General features: G+C 59.6%; 13 protein-coding genes. 6 read left to right on the forward strand and 7 right to left on the reverse strand.

The genetic code is table 11. The features are described 5' to 3' along the window. Window positions 1-254: 254 nt before the first annotated feature. The 3 genes from mutM to WEB54_RS01440 all read left to right on the forward strand — a co-directional run bounded on the left by mutM (window position 255) and on the right by WEB54_RS01440 (window position 2,871). On the forward strand, window positions 255-1,073 hold the full coding sequence (mutM, locus tag WEB54_RS01430; RefSeq protein WP_368052868.1) for a bifunctional DNA-formamidopyrimidine glycosylase/DNA-(apurinic or apyrimidinic site) lyase: 819 nt from the start codon (window positions 255-257) through the stop codon (window positions 1,071-1,073). A gap of 49 nt (window positions 1,074-1,122) precedes the next feature. Further along, the gene (gene pdxH / locus WEB54_RS01435) at window positions 1,123-1,761 is read left to right on the forward strand and encodes a pyridoxamine 5'-phosphate oxidase (RefSeq protein ID WP_368052869.1); all 639 of its coding nucleotides are present in this window, start codon (window positions 1,123-1,125) and stop codon (window positions 1,759-1,761) included. Window positions 1,762-2,079: 318 nt separating this feature from the next. Then, window positions 2,080-2,871 carry a tryptophan 2,3-dioxygenase gene (locus tag WEB54_RS01440; RefSeq protein WP_368052870.1) on the forward strand — a complete coding sequence of 264 codons (792 nt, stop codon included), beginning with the start codon at window positions 2,080-2,082 and terminating at the stop codon, window positions 2,869-2,871. A gap of 9 nt (window positions 2,872-2,880) precedes the next feature. On the opposite strand, the gene WEB54_RS01445 is transcribed toward WEB54_RS01440, so the two are convergent. The 5 genes from WEB54_RS01445 to WEB54_RS01465 all read right to left on the reverse strand — a co-directional run bounded on the left by WEB54_RS01445 (window position 2,881) and on the right by WEB54_RS01465 (window position 6,457). Beyond that, a complete protein-coding gene (locus WEB54_RS01445; RefSeq protein WP_368052871.1) occupies window positions 2,881-3,306 on the reverse strand; it encodes a DUF1294 domain-containing protein in 426 nt (141 codons plus the stop codon). Between the two features lie 78 nt (window positions 3,307-3,384). Next, window positions 3,385-3,738 (reverse strand): DUF1428 domain-containing protein, encoded by a 354-nt coding sequence (locus WEB54_RS01450; protein WP_368052872.1) that lies wholly within the window; start codon window positions 3,736-3,738, stop codon window positions 3,385-3,387. Between the two features lie 13 nt (window positions 3,739-3,751). Next, entirely contained in the window at window positions 3,752-4,111 is a 360-nt protein-coding gene (locus WEB54_RS01455) for a YciI family protein (protein WP_213678969.1), read from the reverse strand. A gap of 23 nt (window positions 4,112-4,134) precedes the next feature. Beyond that, entirely contained in the window at window positions 4,135-4,965 is an 831-nt protein-coding gene (locus WEB54_RS01460) for a YciI family protein (RefSeq protein ID WP_368052873.1), read from the reverse strand. A 262-nt stretch (window positions 4,966-5,227) separates the two neighbouring features. Further along, a complete protein-coding gene (locus WEB54_RS01465) occupies window positions 5,228-6,457 on the reverse strand; it encodes an RNA polymerase sigma factor (protein WP_368052874.1) in 1,230 nt (409 codons plus the stop codon). Between the two features lie 118 nt (window positions 6,458-6,575). Between WEB54_RS01465 and WEB54_RS01470 the strand changes: the two genes are divergently transcribed. Together WEB54_RS01470 and pbpC are read left to right on the forward strand one after the other, a co-directional pair. Further along, entirely contained in the window at window positions 6,576-11,447 is a 4,872-nt protein-coding gene (locus WEB54_RS01470; RefSeq protein WP_368052875.1) for an alpha-2-macroglobulin, read from the forward strand. Further along, entirely contained in the window at window positions 11,447-13,774 is a 2,328-nt protein-coding gene (gene pbpC, locus WEB54_RS01475) for a penicillin-binding protein 1C (protein WP_368052876.1), read from the forward strand. The genes WEB54_RS01470 and pbpC overlap by 1 nt, the downstream gene beginning before the upstream one ends. Before the next feature lie 115 nt (window positions 13,775-13,889). On the opposite strand, the gene selD is transcribed toward pbpC, so the two are convergent. Both selD and mnmH read right to left on the reverse strand, forming a co-directional pair. Then, window positions 13,890-16,052, reverse strand: a complete 2,163-nt coding sequence (gene selD / locus WEB54_RS01480) for a selenide, water dikinase SelD (RefSeq protein ID WP_368052877.1) — start codon at window positions 16,050-16,052, stop codon at window positions 13,890-13,892. Further along, the gene (gene mnmH / locus WEB54_RS01485) at window positions 16,045-17,154 is read right to left on the reverse strand and encodes a tRNA 2-selenouridine(34) synthase MnmH (RefSeq protein ID WP_368052878.1); all 1,110 of its coding nucleotides are present in this window, start codon (window positions 17,152-17,154) and stop codon (window positions 16,045-16,047) included. The genes selD and mnmH overlap by 8 nt, the downstream gene beginning before the upstream one ends. Before the next feature lie 281 nt (window positions 17,155-17,435). Here mnmH and WEB54_RS01490 point away from each other — a divergent pair, with 281 nt between their 5' ends. Beyond that, on the forward strand, window positions 17,436-19,760 hold the full coding sequence (locus WEB54_RS01490) for a Tex family protein (protein ID WP_368052879.1): 2,325 nt from the start codon (window positions 17,436-17,438) through the stop codon (window positions 19,758-19,760). The last annotated feature ends 119 nt before the right edge of the window (window positions 19,761-19,879 follow it).

Here is a 19,879-nt window from a genome sequence, read left to right on the forward strand (position 1 = left end):
AAGCAGACCAAGACCAACGACGAGTTCTTCAAATCCATGAAGGGCTGATCGACTGAGTCTAAAAAAGCCGGAGCCGAAATCGCCTCCGGCTTTTTTGTGCCTATTGCTTGCCGGACCGGCCGGCCGAACGGTGTATAATCACTCAAGTTTCGGAGTTCGGGTCATCTCAAAGGTATTGGCCCGCACCCGGTGCTAGTCTCCTGAGCGAACTCCGAAACTTGAGTGATAGCCTTTTTCAATCGATAGGATCCCCCATGCCTGAATTACCTGAGGTCGAAACCACCCGGCGCGGCATTGAACCGCACATTCTGAACCGACGCATCAGTCGGGTTACAGTGCGTGACGCCCGGCTGCGTTGGCCGGTGCCGCCGGAATTGCCGCAACAGGTTCAGGACCAGCGCGTCCTCGCTACTCATCGGCGCTCTAAATACCTGTTGATCGAGCTGGAGCGCGGCATGCTGATTGTGCATCTGGGTATGTCGGGCAGTGTGCGGGTGTTGCTCGATGACCCGACGCCCGGCAAGCACGATCACATCGACGTTGAGCTCGATAATGGTGTGCGCCTACGCTACAACGACCCGCGTCGTTTTGGCGCCTGGCTCTACACCGAGGCCCCGATCGCCGAGCATGAGCTGATAGCGCACCTTGGCCCCGAGCCACTCACCGATGAGTTCACGGCCGACTATTTATTCAAAAAAAGTCGCAAACGCACGACCCGGATCAAAACCTTTATCATGGATGCGCATATTGTGGTGGGCGTTGGGAACATTTACGCCAATGAGGCGCTGTTTCTCAGCGGCATCTACCCGCACAAGGCAACCGGTCGCATTACCCGTAAAGAGTGCGAATGCTTGGTCAGCAACATTAAGCAAGTGTTGGCGCTGGCGATCAGCCAGGGCGGCACAACGCTGCGCGACTTTGTCGGCGGGGATGGTAAGCCGGGCTATTTTACCCAGTCGCTCAACGTGTATGGGCGCACCGGATTACCCTGTCTGCGGTGCCAAACGCTGGTACGCGAACTGCGCATCAGCAACCGCGGCACTTTTTACTGCCCGCAGTGCCAGACCCGCTGAAGCGGATTCTCTAGTGCACTAGTCACCAGACCTTTTTCAGGAGAGAACGATGAAACTTGAGGACATTCGACGCGATTATCTGCAAGGCGGCCTGAACCGGGAAGATCTCGACGCCAACCCTCTGGCGCAGTTCGAGCACTGGATGAGCCAGACCGTGGATGCAGGTCTGAATTCGGACCCAACAGCCATGGTACTGGCCACCGTAGATGCCAGCGGCCAGCCAAGCCAGCGTGTCGTTCTGTTGAAGGGCCTCACCAAAGAAGGGTTTGTGTTCTACACCAATTACGACAGCCAAAAAGGCCGCGACCTGGCCACCAACCCCAAAGCCAGCCTGCATTTTCCCTGGCTGCCACTGGAACGTCAGGTGATCGTGTACGGAGAGGCTACAAAACTCAGCGAAGCGGAGTCGGAAGCCTATTTTCACTCCCGCCCCCGGGCCAGCCAAATCGGTGCCTGGACCAGCCATCAAAGCCAGGGCATTTCATCCCGCGACGCCCTGGATGAGGCTTATCAGGAAATGACGGATCGCTTTGGCCATGAAGAAATCCCGCGACCCGCTTTCTGGGGTGGCTACCGTGTCGTGCCCCAGCGCATCGAATTCTGGCAGGGCCGCAGCGGCCGGTTGCACGACCGCTTTATGTATCAGCGTGAGGGCAATGTATGGACAATCCAGCGGTTACAGCCCTGAAAAATCGAGCGCTACGCAGGCCTGGGTTGTTTTAGTAGGAGGCTAGTCCTCTGGGCGACGGGGAGGATCGGGGCCGGTGAATGACGCGCTTGGCTGTGGTTGGTGACGGTGGTTTGTTGTTCTATCGGTCGCCCAGGGGATTACCCCTCCTACGGAATACGGAATACGATGGTTACCTTGAGCCACTTGCCACCCTGGTAACACTTTCGTACAACCTGCCTTCCACCGGGTAACACTCTGTTCAACCAGTCCTCGTCGTGCGCCAGGGTATGAATCCGGTTAGGATCCCGTGACTAACCATCAACATAAAGAGCCCCTATGCTGACCTACGCCGCCTACCTGGAAGTCGATGACCTCATCGACCTGCAACACCCCAAATCTGACCCTGCAGAACACGACGAGATGCTGTTCATCATCATTCACCAGACCTACGAGCTCTGGTTTAAACAGGTACGTCATGAACTTGGGTTTTTGACGGAGTTGCTGGATGAGGATGCGCTGCCCCGGGCCAGCCATACGCTGAAGCGTATTCTGAAGATCTTCAAAACGCTGGTCTCTCAGATCGATATTCTGGAAACCATGACGCCGCTTGAGTTCGAAAGCTTTCGTAGCCGGCTCGATACCGCCAGCGGCTTCCAGAGTTATCAGTTCCGGGCGATTGAGTTTGCACTGGGGCACAAACGGCCACAGCCACTGACGTTTCAGCCGGAAGGCAGTGTCGGCCGGAAGATGCTGGAAACCGCCTACCATAACCGCTCGCTATGGCAGGTGTTTATGCAATTGTTGTCGCGCCGGGGTTATTCGATTCCGGACGCTGTGAACCAACCGGAACCCACCGCCGCTACAGAAGCCAACGCCCAGGCACAGGAAGCCTTGTTGACGATTTACCAGACCGATCACGAGCTGGCATCGCTGTGCGAACTGCTGGTCGATCTGGATGAAGGATTGCAGGAGTGGCGCTACCGGCACGTCAAAATGGTGCAGCGAACCATCGGCACCCGAATGGGCAGCGGTGGTTCAAGCGGTGCCGAGTATCTAATGAACACGCTTTTCAAACCGGTCTTCCCCGATCTCTGGGAAATTCGTGCCCGCATTGGAGCGCCCGCTTAACCAACGATGTCAGGGCAAGTTCCGATAAAGCTCGGTCAACAAGCCGTTCAGCGCCGCTGATCCGTCCGGGGTCATCAACCAGACAAATCCGGCTATGTTCAGACCCACCGTTATCCAGAAGACCCGCCGAAACGCCGCTTTTTGCGTTTTGTGCCGGAACCTGTGCTGGGCAATCCGGGCGCCCGGCCAGCCTCCAAACAAGGCCAGCAGATGCAGGCTGTTTTCGGCGATGCGCCAGCGACCATTTTGAGCGGCATCTTTGTCCAGTGCGTAGGCGGCGTAACACAGCAGGCTCATGACCAGGTAGAACGTCACCAATGTCCGGGGAATCTGTTCGTTCAGATAAGTCCCGGCGACAAAAATCAGGAATGCGGTCGCCAGATGAACAGTAAGTGGCGTTTTACGACGAAGAGGTGGTGTGTCGGTAGCAGGCATAGCGATCTCTGTTGGGTTAATCAGGCTGGACATTATGCCCATTTTCAACGCGGGCGCCCAAAATAACCGCCAGCGCGCCTACTGATCAACCACTCGCTCGAAGCCGCCATAAATCAACCGTTTGCCATCAAATGGCATCGGGTTCACATCGGGACCAAGGCGAGGGTCGGCCATCACCTTGGCCATTCTAACATTTCGAACCGACTTGGAAGGCCAAACAATCCAGGAAAACACCACGGTCTCATCCGGCTTGCACTGCACCGCCATCGGAAAGGATGTAACGTCGCCATCTGGTACATCATCGCCCCAGCACTCGATGACATTAAGGGCACCATGCTCCTTGAACACCTCCGCCGCCTCGGTGGCGTGTTTAATATACCGCTCTTTATTAGCCGTGGGCACGGCCGCTACGAATCCATCGATATAACTCATGATGCTTCTCCTCTCAGTCTTTGGGTGGTAACTCACGTACCGGCCGTACTTCAATGCTACCAAGTTTCGCTGGCGGAATGCGGCTGGCCAGTTGCAGGGCTTCGTTCAGATCGACCGCATCCAGCAGATAAAAACCTGCGAGCTGCTCCTTGGTTTCCGCAAAGGGGCCATCCGACATCAGTACCTCGCCATCCCGCACCCGCACCGTCGTAGCGGTTTCAACCGGGTGCAGCGCCTGCCCGGCCAGAAACTTACCCTGGCTGCTGAGCCGTTCCACGCAACCGATGCATTCCTGATTCAGGTCATGCCATTCCTGTTCGGTCATGGCGTTGATGGTACTTTCCGGGTAATACACCAAAGCGACGTATTTCATCTGAGGCTCCTTGAGCGAGGTTTTTATTCGGGTTTATTAGTACAGTTGATCATCCAGCCAATACCGAACCGGTCGGTCACCATGCCAAAACGATAAGCCCAGAAGGTTTGATCGAACGGCATAATCACATTGCCACCCTCGGCCAGGCCTGCAAAGATGTCGCCCGCCCGCGTTGGATCCAGATAATCCAGCTGCACCATGGCGCCTTGCGGGCGGCTGTAGTCGCCTTCGGGCATATCAGCGCCCATCAACCGGCGGCCACCAAGGTTTACCGAACCATGCAAAATCTTGTCGCTCCAGCTGGCCGGAAACGGACTTTTATCCGGGCTTTCGCCGTGAGTAAAAAAGGGTTCCAGGTCACCGCCAAGCACCTCAGCGTAAAAGGTCAGGGCCTCACGGCAATTGCCCTGGAACGACAGGTGAATGTTAAGCCCGCTGGGCAGCCGGGCCATTTTCTCCGTTAGCTTCAAGTGGGTATCAAGCCCTGCCCCGGGTTCGAAATCGGCCATTTCATAAACACGACGCAATTCCAGGCAAAGCCCGTTATCGGCATCTTCAGGCGGCCATTGTCTGGCCCATTCAATGGCTTCTTCTTTCGAGCGAACGTTCAGCATGGTATAGCCCGCGATCAGTTCTTTGCTTTCTGCAAAGGGGCCATCGGTGACCATCGCCTCATCGTCTTTAAATTCGACACGACACCCTTCCCGACTCGGTGTCAGCCCTTGCCCGGTTTCAAGCACACCAGCCTGTTGCAACCGTTCGTTATATTCACCCATGGCCTGCAACAACGACTGGGATGGCATAACACCGTTTTCAGTGTCGGCATCGGCTTTGCGAATTAGCATGTATTTCATGGTGGCAGCTCCCTTTGTGGTTAGTTCATTTCCAAGTCGTGCAAGCAAAGAACAAATCGACAGGGTCGCCAATTATTTTCGTCAATTCAGGATTCTGGTTAGCCACAGACCAAGTGCAGGCTGCCGGGTACGTCTGTCCGGGGTAGTCCGCAGCATGGATGCTGCGGTCTAGGCTCCATGGATGGATCTACGCCGACCCCGGATAGGCGTACCCGGTGGCGTGCACGATCCAATGACAACCAACCCAAACTCCGAACCGCTTTTACTCGGGGCGGATAAGCTGACTCAGGCGCCGGTTCAAAAAACGCTGCTCGGGACCCTGCTGTGTTAACGCCAATGCGCGTTGATAGGCATCGATTGCCTCTTTGTGATTACCCAGGCGCCGATGCAGATCCGCACGGGCAGCGTGATAGAGGTAATAGGCCTGAATAGCTTTCTGGCTTTCCAATTGATCGAGCAATGCCAGGCCGGTTGCCGGACCATCGAGCATCGCCACTGCGACAGCCCGGTTCAGGGCGATAACCGGTGACGGAATCTGTTGGTAGAGCGCCTCGTATAACGCGACGATCCGGTGCCAGTCGGTGTGGTCGGCATCGCCCGACTCGGCATGGGCTGCGGCGATGGCGGCTTGCAATGTATAGGGGCCAGCCGGTGAGGCCGCTGCAGCCCGGTTTAACCATTGGCGACCGATGGCAATCTGGTCGGCATCCCAGAGTGAACGGTCCTGGTCTTCCAGGGTGATCAGATCACCATTGTCGTCCTGCCGCGCGGCTTTCCGTGCGTCGTGGAACACCATTAGCGCGAGCAGGCCGCAGACTTCTGCGTCGGGTAACAACTCTGCCAGTTGGCGGGCCAGGCGAATGGCTTCTTCGGCGAGATCGACCTTAACCACCTGCTCACCATCGCTGCCGGAATACCCTTCGTTGAACATCAGATAGACCACTTTCAACACGCTGCTGAGTCGCTCGGGCAGTGCTTTGCGTTCCGGCACTTCATAAGGAATGCCCGCCGTGCGGATCTTGTTTTTAGCGCGAACGATGCGCTGCGCCACGGTCGTGGGTTTTTGCAGCAGGGCACTGGCAACCTGCTCGGTGGTCAGGCTGCACATTTCCCTGAGCGTCAGCGCCAGTTGCGCATCCGGGGTCAGGCTTGGGTGGCAACAGGTGAAGATCAGCCGCAGCATATCGTCGCTGATCGCATCGTTGTCGGTTTCCGGGTCGAAAGCTTCTTCAGTGTCAGCCAATTGCTGGTATTTTCGGGCGGTCTGGCGCTTTCGAATCTGGTCTATGCCACGGCGCTGACCGGTTCGAATCAGCCAGGCGGTAGGGTTGTCCGGCAGGCCCTCCTTCGGCCATTGATGCAGTGCGGCGAAAAAGGCTTCCTGCATTGCTTCCTCGGCCAGCTCGAAATCACCGAGCAAACGAATCAGGGTGGCCTGAACCCGGCGGGATTCAGCTTGATACAGATCGTCGAGCTGTTGTTGTAGCGTCATGGGTATTATCGGTTCCCTGGCCCGGTGTCGTGTCAATCTGGAGTTTGTTGGTACGGCGTTTTTTCTTCAACACTTTGGGTATACTCCAAAGTCCGACTTAAATTCAAGGATTGTTGAGATGAAAGGATCTGTTGTGTCGCGCTGGTCCGGTGCGGCGTTGTTGTGGTTGCTGGCGCTGGCGTTTTCCCAGCCTGCACTGGCGGAGTTTTACGTCTCGACGGTGTTTGAATCCCAATATGAGGGTGCGCCGGCGCTAACGCTTAGGTTCACCGATGCACTGGATCCGCAGTCGGAACTGGAGGCTTATGTCAGTGTGCAGCCAGCACCGGCCGACGGCAGTTACTGGATCAGCAATGACGGCGGCGTCAGTTGGACGCTGCCTTTTGTTGAACCCAGCACCAGCTATCAGATTCGCATCACCGGCACGCCCCGTTCGCTCAGCGACGAACGCCTGACCACCGAACCGGTGATCGCCGATGCGGCCGTCAACGGCCGGTCAGACCAGTGGCGGATCACCACCCGGCCCATGGTCGCCTCGGCCAGCTTTGCCAGCCAGGGCGAGTTTCTGGTCGGGGATATTCAAAATGGGTTGCCGGTTACGGTAGTGAACCAGAGCGAAGTCGAACTGGATGTGTTCCGCGTTCGCGACGACCGCCTTGAAGCCTTTCTGGCCTATACGTTTTATTCCGGTCGCACCTATTACTCGACGCTCAATGAACTCAATGCCTACGCCGACCTGGAACATACCGCCCGCTACCCTGTGGACCCGCGTCGCAACACCCGCACCAGCGTTAACCTGAACCTGGACCCGGTGCTCAATGACCATGACAGCGGTTTTTTTGTGGCGGTGTTGCGCCAGCCCGGAGACTACGATTACCAGTTTGATACCCGCTTTTTTACCCTGTCGGACATCGGTCTCCATGCCCGCCTCTATGGCAGTGAAATTCTGGTGCAACTGAACGCCATAGGCAGCGGAGAGCCGTTGGAAGACGTGGAACTCACCTATTACTGGCACGAGCAAAACCGATCCGGCTACACCCAAGTGGCCCGCACCGATGAACAGGGCCAGCACCGGCTGAAAACCAATGACCGGCCCCGGCTCATTGTCGCCCGCCAGGGCAACCAGACCAGCTATGTTCGCCTCGACCGGGCGGCGCTGGATCTATCAGCCTACAGCAACGTCACCAAACGCCACCGCGACCAGCAAAGCTTTCTCTACGGCCCGCGAGATCTTTACCGGCCCGGTGAAGAGGTGCACATCAATATGCTGCGCCGCGACTACGACGGCCAGCCCATCGCCAACCCGTCACTCGAAGCGCATCTCTACGACGCCCGCGGCCGCAAAATGGAAGAGACGGTTTGGCGCGCAGGCCCCTCTGGTCTTTACCAGCACAGCCTGACCCTGCCGGACGATGCCGCCACCGGTACCTGGCAATGGATCGTAGAGCCTGACCGGGCGGTACAGCGCGAAATATACAGCTTTCAGGTCGAGACCTTCCTTCCTGAACGAATGACATTGTCGTTCTTCCCGGGCAGCACCAACCGCATGCCGCGCCTGACGGAACTACCGGCAGGCATTCCCGTTCAGGGCGACTATCTCTACGGCGCTCCGGCCGCGGGCAATGAAGTAGACGCCCTGGCTACGGTGCGACCGACCACCCGGGTGTTTGAAAACTGGCCCGACCTCACCGTTGGCGATGCCCGCCAGGCGCTGGACAACGATACCCTGAGCCTGACGGCTACAACCCTGGACGACACCGGTGCCGGTCTACTGACCCTGCCCGATGCCTGGAGCAACGTCGATGTACCTCTGGCCTTTAATATCGCCGGTAGCCTCTACGAAACCGGCGGCCGACCAGTTACCCGCAACCAGCAACTGGTGCTGATGCCGCCGTTCGAGACCCTGGTCGGTATCGAACCGCTGTTTCAGGGCCGCCCCGCAGCCAACGCCGATGTCGGCTTTAAAGTCTTTGCGCTGGCAAAAGACGGCGAGGCCATCGATGGTGAAGTGAAAGTCCAGCTGTTCCGGGACCATCGCGAATATTACTGGTGGTTCGACGACGATAGCGGCTGGAGCTGGCAGTATGACGCCAATCGTTATGTCACCGAATCGCGTACCATAACCGTGACCGAAGACGGCGCCGAGATACAGATGCCGGTGCAGTGGGGCGACTATGAACTGCACGTCACCCATGCCGATGGCGCCCGGTCGGTGCATTATTTCCGCACCCAGTACAGTGGCTACAGCGACGCCGCCTCCTCCGTGGTAAGACCCGATCAGATTCCACTGACACTGGATCAGGATGCTTATCAGCCGGGCGAAATGGCCACCCTACGCCTGGTTGCCCCGGCTAAAGGCCGCGCCCTGATCAACGTGGAAAGCCAGGCTGGCGTGCTGTACTCGACTCATCAGGACATCGACGCCGGTGAATCGGAAATCACACTGCCCACCGACACCCACTGGAACCGGCATGACCTGTATGTTTCGGTGATGATTTTGACCCCGGCCGACCAGGTGACAGAAGTCGCCCCGAAGCGCACCCTGGGGCTGGTTCACCTGCCCATGCAGCGGCCGGATCGTGAATTTGAGGTAACGGTCGGCGCACCGGACCGAATTGAGCCCAACCGGCCGATTACCGCTCAGTTAAGCGTTGAAAATGCCGAAGACTTTGCCGACCAGCGGCTCTACGCCACCGTCGCCCTGGTCGATATGGGCGTGCTCAACATCACCCGTTACCAGCGACCACAACCCGAGCAGTTTTTCTTCTCGCCACGACGATTCGAAGCCCAGTATCAGGATGTGTACCACCGCATCATCAATAATTTAGGGCTCGACATGGTGCGCCAGCGCTTCGGCGGTGGCTTTGCCGAGAGTGACGATGCCCTGTCGCGCGGCGGCGAAGAGCCGAAAAGCGATGTGCGCATCCTGTCTTACCTGTCGGAACCCGTCGAATTCGTCGACGGCAAAGCCGAGGTCAGTTTCGACCTACCCGACTTCAATGGCCGGCTGAAATGGATGGTCGTCGCCTGGGGCAACCGCAGTTTTGGTAGCACCGAGACCGAGACACAGGTCGCCGACCGACTGGTGGTTGAAGCAGCATTGCCACGCTTTATGGCCTTTGGCGACCAGAGCACACTCGCGCTCGATGTTCACAATCTTTCCGGTACTGACCAGACATTGACGCTGGACGTGGCCATCGGCGGTGCCATAAGTGCCACAGAACCCGGTAACAGCCTGACGCTGAAAGACGGTGAAAAAACCACGCTGCGCATTCCGCTGGCTGCCGGATACGAGACCGGCACCGGCGACATTGCGGTACGCCTGAGCAATGGCGACGACCTAGACATTAACCGCAACTGGTCGCTCGGCGTACGCAGCGCCCACCCCTGGCAGACCCGTTACGAGCGTACCCGCATCGAACCCAACACTCTGTGGCAGCCAGAACCGCGCACGGATGACCTGATCGCCTCGACCGTTCAGGCCCAGTTGACGCTGTCGAACCGGCCCGCCATCGACTTCGCCGAACACTTGCGCTCGCTGCTTCATTATCCCTATGGCTGTCTGGAACAAACCATCAGCTCGACCTACCCCTGGCTGCTGATCGACCCGCAACTAGCGCAAGACCTGGGGCTGGTGCAGGCCCTGGAAAGCCGGTTCGATGAGCCCTATACCGAAGCCTTCCGTCGTACCCAAATTGAAACCGGCCTGGCCCGTGTTCTGGCCAAGCAGAAGGAGTCCGGGTTCTTTGGCTATTGGGATTCGGGGTCTGTGGAGTCGCACTGGGGCACCGTTTATGCGGCCGATCTGCTGGTCGATGCGCGCCAGCAAGGCATACCGGTCGACAATAACCGGCTGGACCGGGCGTTGATCGTTCTGCAAGGTCAGTTACGCGGCTCGCTAGGGGTTGTCGGCTGGAGTGACGACCCGGCTTACCAGCAATTTGCCGTGCGTGCCTATGCCGCCCTGGTGCTGTCAAAAGCGGGCATCGGCTCGCTGAGCGACCTGCGCCGTCTCCATGACCAGGCATTGGAGCGCGACTATGACCAGTCCGGCTTGGGCTGGATGCAACTGGCCGTCGCCCTGCAAGCCGAGGGGGATACCCAACGCGCGGCCGTCGCCGCCGAGAAAGGCATTACCGTTGAACGCGGCCGTCATCGCTATTACAGCGACTACGGCAGCCCGCTGCGCGACGCCGCCCTGTCGCTCGCGCTCGCCCTTGAGCACGACTTCGACGCCGGTGATTTGTGGCAACGGGTACCCGACCTGCTGCGAGAAAAGCAGTGGTTCAGCACCCAGGAACGCATTGCCCTGGCCGGGCTGGCCCTGCAATTCTCGGCCAGCCCGGAACCCTGGCAGGCCACCCTGAAGCTCGATGCACTGGATCAGCATCTCGACCGGAAAGGCGCCTTCAATACCCTGATTGATGGCGAACAGTTAGCCAGCCTGCGCGGCATTGAAGCCGGTAACGAAGCGATTTTCGCCAGTCTGGTCTACAGCGGTGCGCCGCTCGAAGCGCCCGAGCCCTATGCGCAGACATTGCGAATAGAGCGCGACACCTTCGGTATTCAGGGTGAACCGCTCGACATTACCGAGCCGCTGACCACCGGCGATCTGGTGATCGTACGGCTGTCGGTCACCAGCGAGGCCCGGGTACCGGAGGCCTTACTGGTTGACCTGCTGCCAGCAGGGCTGGAGATTGAAAACCAGAACCTGGCCAATGCCAGCGTCAATCTCGACGACGTTCGCATCGAGGGTGATTCCGTCGGTGAGTATTTCCGCAACCGCATTGCCTACGAAGAGGTCCGCGATGACCGTTATGTCGCCGCGCTCGACGTGAACGAATGGCAGGGCCAGGTGCTGTATTACCTGGCGCGCGCGGTTACGCCGGGTGACTACGCCATTCCCGGTGCCTATGTGGAAGACATGTACCGGCCGGATATCCAGAGCCTGGGTCGCTCACCCGGACGCCTGGTAGTTCTGCCACGCTGATGAACTGGCTGGCCCGGCTCCGGCAGCGCCGATGGCTCGTCGTACTGGCGAGCCCTGTCGTGCTGCTGGGGCTGCTCTTTGGGTTGCTGGTGGTGATTGATCGCCTGGCCCCGGTGGATCTGACAACCCGGCCCGGCAGTCAGGTCGTCACCACCGCCGATGACCAACTACTGCGAGCCTTTGCCGATGCCCAGGGCGTCTGGCGTTACCCGATCACACTGGCGGAGGTGTCGCCCTACTATCTGGAAGCCCTGATGGGCTACGAGGACCGGTTCTTCTACCGTCACCCTGGCGTTAACCCGTTTGCGCTGATCCGCGCTGCCGGTCAGGCGGTTTGGTATGGCGAGGTGGTCTCCGGCGGTTCAACGCTGACCATGCAGGTCGCCCGACTACGCTACGCGGAACCCAGAACGCTAACCGGCAAGCTGAAAGAGATGATCCGCGCCCTGCAGCTCGACTGGCATTACAGCAAGGCCGAAATTCTTACCTATTACCTGAATCACGCGCCGTTCGGCGGCACCCTGGAAGGCGTCCAGGCGGCATCGCTGTCGTATCTCGGGTATCCCGCCCGGGATCTGACCCGGGCTCAGGCGGCTTTGCTTGCGGTATTGCCCCAGGCACCCAGCCGATACCGGCCAGACCGCCACCCGGAGCGCGCCGAAGCGGCCCGCAACAAACTGATGCAACGCCTGGCAGACCAGGGAGTCTGGTCAGCCGAGATGGTGGCCGATGCCCGGGAAGAGCGCGTTATCGCTGTGCCGATTCAGCGTTACCAGACCGCCCCCTTGCTGGCGCGCCGTCTGGTCGACGCCGCCGCAGCGGACGCCACGCCGGAACGAACCCATCGCACCGCCCTGAACCTCGACTGGCAACGCCAGGTCGAAGCGCTGGTGCCGGCTTATGTTCAAGCTATTGATCGTCAGGTTTCGGCGGCCGTAATGATCATGGACAACCGCACCGGCCTGGTTCGCACCTACGTAGGTTCGGCTGATTTCAACGATCCGGAGCGGGCCGCCCATGTCGATATGATCACCGCGATTCGCTCTCCCGGTTCGACGCTGAAGCCCTTTATTTACGGCCAGGCGCTGGACCTGGGGCTGGTGCACAGCGCCAGCTTATTGCTCGATGTGCCATTGCGGTTTGGCGATTACCGGCCGGTGAACTTTACCGGCGGTTTCAGCGGCCCGGTCAGCCTGGCCAGTGCCCTGCAACAGAGCCTGAACCTGCCGGCGGTGCAGGTGCTGGAGCAGATTGGCCCGGCGCGTTTTTACCTGGCCCTGCAACAGGCCGGTGGCGAACTCCAGCTGCCTGCCAACACACGCCCGAGTCTGGCGGTAGCGCTGGGGGGCGTAGGCACTTCTCTGGAAAGTCTGGTGCGGTTGTATTCGGCCCTTGGGCGCGATGGCCAGACCATCAAACCGCGCCTGACACCCGATGAACCCCGTATTCAAAGCCCACTGATGTCAGCCGGTGCTGCCTGGATCATCCGCCGCACTCTGTTGGATGCCGACAACGCCTTGCCCGGGCTGGCGGTTAAAACAGGCACCAGCTATGGCAATCGTGACAGCTGGGCGCTGGCAGTCAGCCAGCATCACACGATGGGGGTCTGGGTGGGGCAGCCGGACGGCTCGGCACTGCCCAGTCACTTCGGCCGTCAGACCGCCGTGCCGTTACTGGTGCAAATCGCCGCCATGGGGGGCGACAACCCGGCGCTGCCCGCCCAACCCAACAGTGTGACCCGCGAAACAATCTGCTGGCCCAGCGGTCGACCTGAAACCGGGGCCTTGTGTGATGAGCCCCGAGAAGCCTGGGTGTTGGACGGCACCTTTCCCGCCACCTGGATGCAGAGCCGCGATGCCAGTCTGAGCTTCAATCGGCCGATCACACCCCTGAACCTCAACCCTGAATCGGGTCTGCAAGTGCCACTCGGCTGCGACTTGCCTGCCACCCGGACTCAGATCGCCCTCTGGCCCGCGCCAGTGCAAGGCTGGCTAAAGGCCGACTGGCGCAGCCGCGAACGACTGCCCGGTATCGACCCACGCTGCCCGCCCCAACTGGTCCCGGCCGCCCGGCAACCCCTGGCTTTAAAAGGCGCTTCAGACGGCACCCGCCTGCTGGTCGACCCGGGCCAGGCCATCGCACTCGAACTCTGGGCCGAGGGCGGCCAACCTCCGTTTCACTGGTACTTGAACGGCGAACAACTAACAACTCAGGAACCCGAGTTGGACCTGGCCCTTGAACCGCTGCACCGCTATCAGATCGTTCTGGTTGACCAAAGCGGCCAGAGCGACCGGATTCAGATACAGGTGCGGGTGCGGGTGCGGTAATAGTGGTGCTACACAATCCAGTTCTCTCTCTACCCTTGGGGGGAGAGAGCTAGAGATAGGGGGACGGCGTAGCCGTGACGGCTGTGGTTTTCGATTGAAGCATAGAGCTCATAGGCTAGCCTACAACCACTTTCTTATCCGAGCGCCGGGCAATGTGCCCAACAGCCCGGGCATCCGGTAACTGGCTCAGGAGGCTATCGGCCTGATTCGGAGGCAGGGCGACCAGCAGCCCACCTGAGGTTTGGGGGTCAATTAGCAGGGCGATATCAGTCTCGCTGACGGATTCCAGGCCGCTGCATTCCAGGGTGTAGGGCAGTAACTGGGGGTGCAGACTGGAGCGATAGCCGCGCTCAAGCAAGTCCCGGGCGCCGGTCAAGGCGGGGATGGCGTTGAGGGTGAGGTAGGCTGATAGATCCTCAGTGCCGACCATCTCCAGCAGGTGGCCGAGCAGGCCGAAGCCGGTCACGTCGGTGACGGCGTGGGGATTCAGGTTGCGCAGTGCCTCCCAGGCTGTTTTCTGGCTGATCAGCATGCTGTTCCAGGCGGCGGTAATGGCCTCGGCCGGTGCCCGGGCCTCGGCATCGGCGGCCCAGATCACACCGGTTCCGAGTGCCTTGGTGAGGATCAGCACATCACCGGGTTGGGCACCGGCTTTGCGCCAGGCCCGAGCCGGGTCGACTTCGCCATTGGCGACCACGGCGACGTGGGTTTCCGCACCTTCGGTGCTGTGACCACCGGCGAGCGCTACTTGCTGGTCGCTCAGGGCTCGGTGGATGCCCTGCATCAGCCGCCGGAAATCTGCCTTGTGCAGGCGCGGGTGGGCGTGCGCCAGATTGATCCAGACCTGGGCCGAGACCGGCTGCGCACCCATGGCATAGAGGTCACTCAGGGCGTGATTGACGCAGACCTGGCCGAAGCGATACAGGTCGTCACTGAAGCTGCGAAAACCATCGAGACTCTGTACCTGAGCCAGGCCCGGTGTGGGTTGCCAGAGGCTGGCGTCTTCGGCGGTGTCGAGTGCCGGGGTCAGGCCCGGCCGGTCGCTGCGGGGCAGGGTGCTGAGCGTATCATGCAGTATGGCCGGGCCGAGCTTGCTGCCACAGCCGGCGCAGTGCATATCGGCGGCCTCGCCGGGCATGGCCGCCATCATGACCGGGGCACCGAGGGTCTGGAACTTGTCCATGAAGGCTCGGTCGATGCGGTCTTTCCAGCGCCAGACCCACTGGCCACTGGCGACAAAGAGGCCCCGGTGACCCACGGCCCGTCGATCACCCAGTGACAAAAGCGACAAAAACCGCCGTTGCAGCCGAACCGGCTTCATAGGCTGACTGGCAAAGGCACGCCTGAGGTTTTCGTACAGAAACGGTGCCTGCCTGACGGCGTAAACACCGGCTTTAGGGCGTGGGTCGAACACCATGCTGGCAACGTCACCGGCGGCGAAAACATCCGGTTGAGAGGTGCTTTGCAAAAACCGGTTCACCGCGATAAACCCGCCCGGAGTGATGTCCAGCCCGCTCCTGGCCAGAAAGTCCGGCCCGGCAGCCCCGGTGCACCAGACGGTCTGGTCGAGCGACAGGGCGTTGCCGTTGACCGCTACCAGCCCGTCTTTTTTGACAGCGCTGACCAGGAAATTGGAATGACAATGCACGCTATGGCGTTGCAACGCCTGTTCTGCGGCCCGGATAGAACGCCAGGGGTAACCGCTGAGAATGGTGTCGCCGGGGTAAATCAGGTGCAGTTGAATGTCACTGTCCGGCCCGAGCCGGTGTGCCATAGCCAACACCAGTTCCACACCGCCAGCACCGGCACCGACCACGCCCCAGTGCTGGGTGTCGTCAGTGCGTTGCGGGTCACAGGTGTCTGACAAGTGCTGCCATTTGGCGTAAAACCGACTCACCGGCTTGACCCCAACCGCAAAGCTGCGCGCGCCGGGCAGACTCAGGTCGGGGGTGGACCCGGTGTCAAAGCAAACCTTATCGTAGGATAGCTCTGGCTGGTCTTGCACGAAGAGCGTTTTGGCCGCGGCATTCAGCCCGGTGACCCGGCCCTGAATAAACCGAATACCGGCCCAGCGGCACAGGCGGTTCAAATCGATGTGTACTTCATCAACCTGATAATGCCCGGCGACCAGGCCCGGCAGCATGCCGGAATAGGGCGTCAGGGTCGATTCCGAGACCAGGGTGACCCGCACCCCGGGAATGGGCTTCATCGCCAGTTGGCGAATCAGCAATGCATGCGCATGACCACCGCCGACCAGAACCAGGTCGCGGTCAAACATACTGGTGCTGGCCCAGCCAGTCGAGCACGGCAGCCCGGTCACCACGAAACAGGGGCTGGGCATCGCGGCTGTTCAATTGATAGCGGTACATCGGGTCGTAATAATCCGTCAACAGGGTTTCTATGATGCGGTGAAAACCGCCCGGGTCGTCGTTGCCAGCCAACGCTTCAACAGCCTCCGGCACGGCCTGTTGCAACTGGTCGTGACGAAGGCCACCCAGACGTCTGCGGATGCGCTGCAAATTCTGGCTCACATAGTCGCCGAGCAAAGGCCAGGGACTCTCCGGATGCTGCTGTCGAAAATGCGCCAGCGCATGGTTCACGTAGTCATCCAGTAACCGTTCGACCCGCTCCTGCATTGGCGCCTCCAGCACGATAACGGACGCCGACTGCATCCGTTCATGCAGCTCGGGCACGACATGAATGCGACCAATCAAATGCGCCTCGTCTTCGACCAGAACCGGTGTGTCACCATGAATATCGAGGCGCGCCCAGTCGAGCGAGATCCGATTCTCCCAGTCAATCTGCGCCGGTTGCGGTGTAAAGGTGGCACCAAAGGCACTGCCCCGGTGGTTGGCCCGGCCCTCAAGGTCCAGACTGACGGGCCAGGCCTGTATCACCTCGGTCTTGCCACTGCCAGTCGGCCCTGCCAGCACCTGCAACTTGCAAGTCGCTAGGCGCTGATCGAACGCATCAATCAAAACCCGGCGCAGGGCCTTATAGCCACCACGCACTAGCGGGTAATGAATACCCGCTTCACGCATCCAGGCCTGAGTCGTATTGGAGCGCAACCCGCCCCGAAAACAGTAGAGATATCCATTGGGGTTCTGCCGGGCAAAACGAGACCAAGCCTCCATACGCGCGTCACGGATAGCCGGGGTGGCCAATTCCAGTCCAAGTTCAATCGCCGCCTCCTGACCCGCTTCCTTGTACCTGGTACCTATGGCTGCCCGCTGGCCATCATCCAGAATGGACACATTAACCGCGCCAGGAATAGCGCCCTGTTCAAATTCAACGGGCGCACGAACGTCCATCAATGGGGTCTGGTCAAGCAACAGATCAAGGCTGGCGTCAATATCGTCGCGGTGGGGGTGGTCGCGCACGGCGGACCTCATGGCAAAAATGGCACGGGCGATTATGCGGTTCGGTATCGCCTCAGGCAACCTGTGGTTCTGTGGCTCGGTTGACTTTCGTAGCTTGGTCTTCTTTTGTGGCACGAGCCCGTGCAGGCCACCGGGTGTAACCGTCAACCACCGGGTGGGCCATCCCCATCGTTGTTTTATTTATAAATCAAGGCTTTAGCCTGATTACACTGGCCTTGAAATGGGCGCGGCTTTGGCTAATGATGCGTGCTTCCCGTTACGCTTCACCGAGTCATCGTCTTATGATCAGCATCGAACATCGTATTGCCCAGGAACTTCAGGTCGCCGACGCCCAGGTTAAAGCGGCCGTGGCCCTTTTGGATGAAGGCGCTACCGTGCCTTTTATCAGCCGGTACCGTAAAGAAGTCACCGGTGGGTTGGACGACACCCAACTGCGTAATCTTGAAGAGCGGTTGCGCTACCTGCGCGAGCTGGAAGACCGGCGTGCTGCGATTCTGTCGAGCATTGAAGAGCAGGGCAAGCTGACCGATAGCCTAAGCCGCGACATCAAAGCCGCCGCGACCAAGACCGAACTTGAAGACCTGTACTTGCCCTACAAACAGAAGCGCCGCACCAAGGGCCAGATCGCTATCGAAGCCGGGCTGGAGCCGTTGGCCAATGCCCTGTTCCATGACCCGACGCTCGACCCGGTGGGTGAAGCCGAATCTTATCTGAACGCAGACGCTGGGTTTGCCGACACTAAGGCCGTACTCGATGGCGCGCGCTACATTTTGATGGAGCACTTCGCCGAAGACGCCAGCCTGATCGGCAAGTTGCGCGAATACCTGTGGCACCACGGTGAGATGCAGGCGCGTGTGATCGACGGCAAACAAAACGAAGCCGCCAAGTTTCAGGATTACTTCGAGCATAACGAAGCCATCAAAAAGGCACCCAGCCACCGCGCACTGGCCATGTTCCGGGGTCGCAACGAAGGTTTCTTGCAGCTGTCGCTGGTATTGCCTGGCGAAGAACCGCGTGGTGCCAGTCAAGGTGAAGTCATCGTCGCCGAGCACTTCGACATCAAAAACAACGGCCGTGCCGCCGACGCCTGGCTTGGCGAGGTGGTGCGCTGGACCTGGCGGGTAAAACTGCTGACCCACATCGAAACCGACCTGTTTAACCGGGTGCGCGAGTCGGCGGAAAAAGCCGCCATCGATGTGTTTGCCAAGAACCTGAAAGACCTGCTGCTCGCAGCACCGGCTGGCCCCAAGGCCACCATCGGGTTAGACCCGGGCCTGCGCACCGGCGTTAAAGTCGCGGTGGTTGATGCCACCGGCAAGGTGCTCGATCATGGCGCCATGTTCCCGACACCGCCGCAGAATAAAATACGTGAATCGGAGCAGATGCTGGTGTCGTTGTGCAAAAAACATAACGTCGAGCTGATCGCCATTGGTAATGGCACCGCCAGCCGGGAGACCGAACGCTTTGTCAAAGCCGTACTCAAATCCCACCCTGAACTCAACGCCCAGGCGCTGTTGGTCAACGAATCCGGTGCGTCCATTTATTCAGCCTCCGAGTTTGCAGCACGCGAGTTTCCGGATCTGGACGTGACCATTCGCGGTGCCATTTCCATTGCCCGTCGTCTGCAGGACCCACTGGCGGAACTGGTGAAAATCGAACCCAAGTCGATCGGTGTCGGCCAGTACCAGCACGATGTCTCGCAACTGGCGCTCGCGCGTCAGCTCGATGCCGTGGTGGAAGACTGTGTGAACGGTGTCGGTGTCGACCTCAATACGGCGTCAGCACCCTTGCTGAGCCGGGTATCGGGGCTGAACAGTACTATCGCCAATAACATCGTCGCGCATCGGGACGCTGCGGGTGCCTTTAAGAATCGCAAGCAGTTGAAAGACGTTAGTCGTCTGGGCCCGAAGGCCTTTGAACAGGCGGCTGGCTTCCTGAAAGTCATGAACGGCGATAACCCGCTCGACGGCTCGGCCGTGCATCCGGAATCCTATTCGGTAGTCGAGCGCATTGTTGCCGATACCGGCCGGGCGGTATCGGCCCTGATCGGTGACAGCCGGTTCATCCGCTCGATCAAAGCCGAGCAATATGTGGATGGCATCTTTGGCTTGCCCACAGTGACCGACATTCTTCAAGAGCTTGAAAAACCAGGTCGAGACCCACGCCCTGAATTCAAGACCGCCGAATTCCAGGACGGCGTCGAAACCATTAAAGACCTGCGCCAGAACATGGTGCTGGAAGGCGTAGTCACCAACGTGACGCACTTCGGTGCCTTCGTTGACGTTGGCGTGCATCAGGATGGCCTGGTCCACATCTCGGCGATGAGCCATCAGTTTATCGATGACCCGTCCAAGCTGGTCAAGGCGGGTGACATTGTCAAAGTCAAAGTCATGGATGTCGACGTGGCGCGCAATCGGATCGCCATGTCCATGCGACTGGACGATGAAGCCCAACCCGCAGACCGCGACCAGAACACCGGCAGCAACAACCGCCGCAACTCAGCCCCGCGCCGGGATAAAACCCAAAGTTCAGCAGCGCCTGGCGGGCAAACCGCCATGGCGTCGTTGCTGCAGGAAGCCATGAAGAAAAAAGGCGGTCGATTGTAATCGACGGCTCGGTATGGCCTGCTACAGTCATTTGGTGTCATGAATTTGAACTTACGCTGAAGTCGCCTCAGGTTATCCAAGGATTGTCAGGTGCGCCTGACGATCCGCCTGGCAGAAAT

The sequence above is a fragment of the Saccharospirillum sp. genome (assembly GCF_040881935.1).
Classification (GTDB): domain Bacteria; phylum Pseudomonadota; class Gammaproteobacteria; order Pseudomonadales; family Natronospirillaceae; genus Saccharospirillum.

What these genes read in the sequence shown, in the direction of transcription:
- mutM (WP_368052868.1), top strand. Translation starts at nt 255, where the DNA reads ATGCCTGAATTACCTGAGGTCGAAACCACCCGGCGCGGCATTGAACCG.
- pdxH (WP_368052869.1), top strand. Translation starts at nt 1,123, where the DNA reads ATGAAACTTGAGGACATTCGACGCGATTATCTGCAAGGCGGCCTGAAC.
- WEB54_RS01440 (WP_368052870.1), top strand. Translation starts at nt 2,080, where the DNA reads ATGCTGACCTACGCCGCCTACCTGGAAGTCGATGACCTCATCGACCTG.
- WEB54_RS01445 (WP_368052871.1), bottom strand. Translation starts at nt 3,306, where the DNA reads ATGCCTGCTACCGACACACCACCTCTTCGTCGTAAAACGCCACTTACT.
- WEB54_RS01450 (WP_368052872.1), bottom strand. Translation starts at nt 3,738, where the DNA reads ATGAGTTATATCGATGGATTCGTAGCGGCCGTGCCCACGGCTAATAAA.
- WEB54_RS01455 (WP_213678969.1), bottom strand. Translation starts at nt 4,111, where the DNA reads ATGAAATACGTCGCTTTGGTGTATTACCCGGAAAGTACCATCAACGCC.
- WEB54_RS01460 (WP_368052873.1), bottom strand. Translation starts at nt 4,965, where the DNA reads ATGAAATACATGCTAATTCGCAAAGCCGATGCCGACACTGAAAACGGT.
- WEB54_RS01465 (WP_368052874.1), bottom strand. Translation starts at nt 6,457, where the DNA reads ATGACGCTACAACAACAGCTCGACGATCTGTATCAAGCTGAATCCCGC.
- WEB54_RS01470 (WP_368052875.1), top strand. Translation starts at nt 6,576, where the DNA reads ATGAAAGGATCTGTTGTGTCGCGCTGGTCCGGTGCGGCGTTGTTGTGG.
- pbpC (WP_368052876.1), top strand. Translation starts at nt 11,447, where the DNA reads ATGAACTGGCTGGCCCGGCTCCGGCAGCGCCGATGGCTCGTCGTACTG.
- selD (WP_368052877.1), bottom strand. Translation starts at nt 16,052, where the DNA reads ATGTTTGACCGCGACCTGGTTCTGGTCGGCGGTGGTCATGCGCATGCA.
- WEB54_RS01490 (WP_368052879.1), top strand. Translation starts at nt 17,436, where the DNA reads ATGATCAGCATCGAACATCGTATTGCCCAGGAACTTCAGGTCGCCGAC.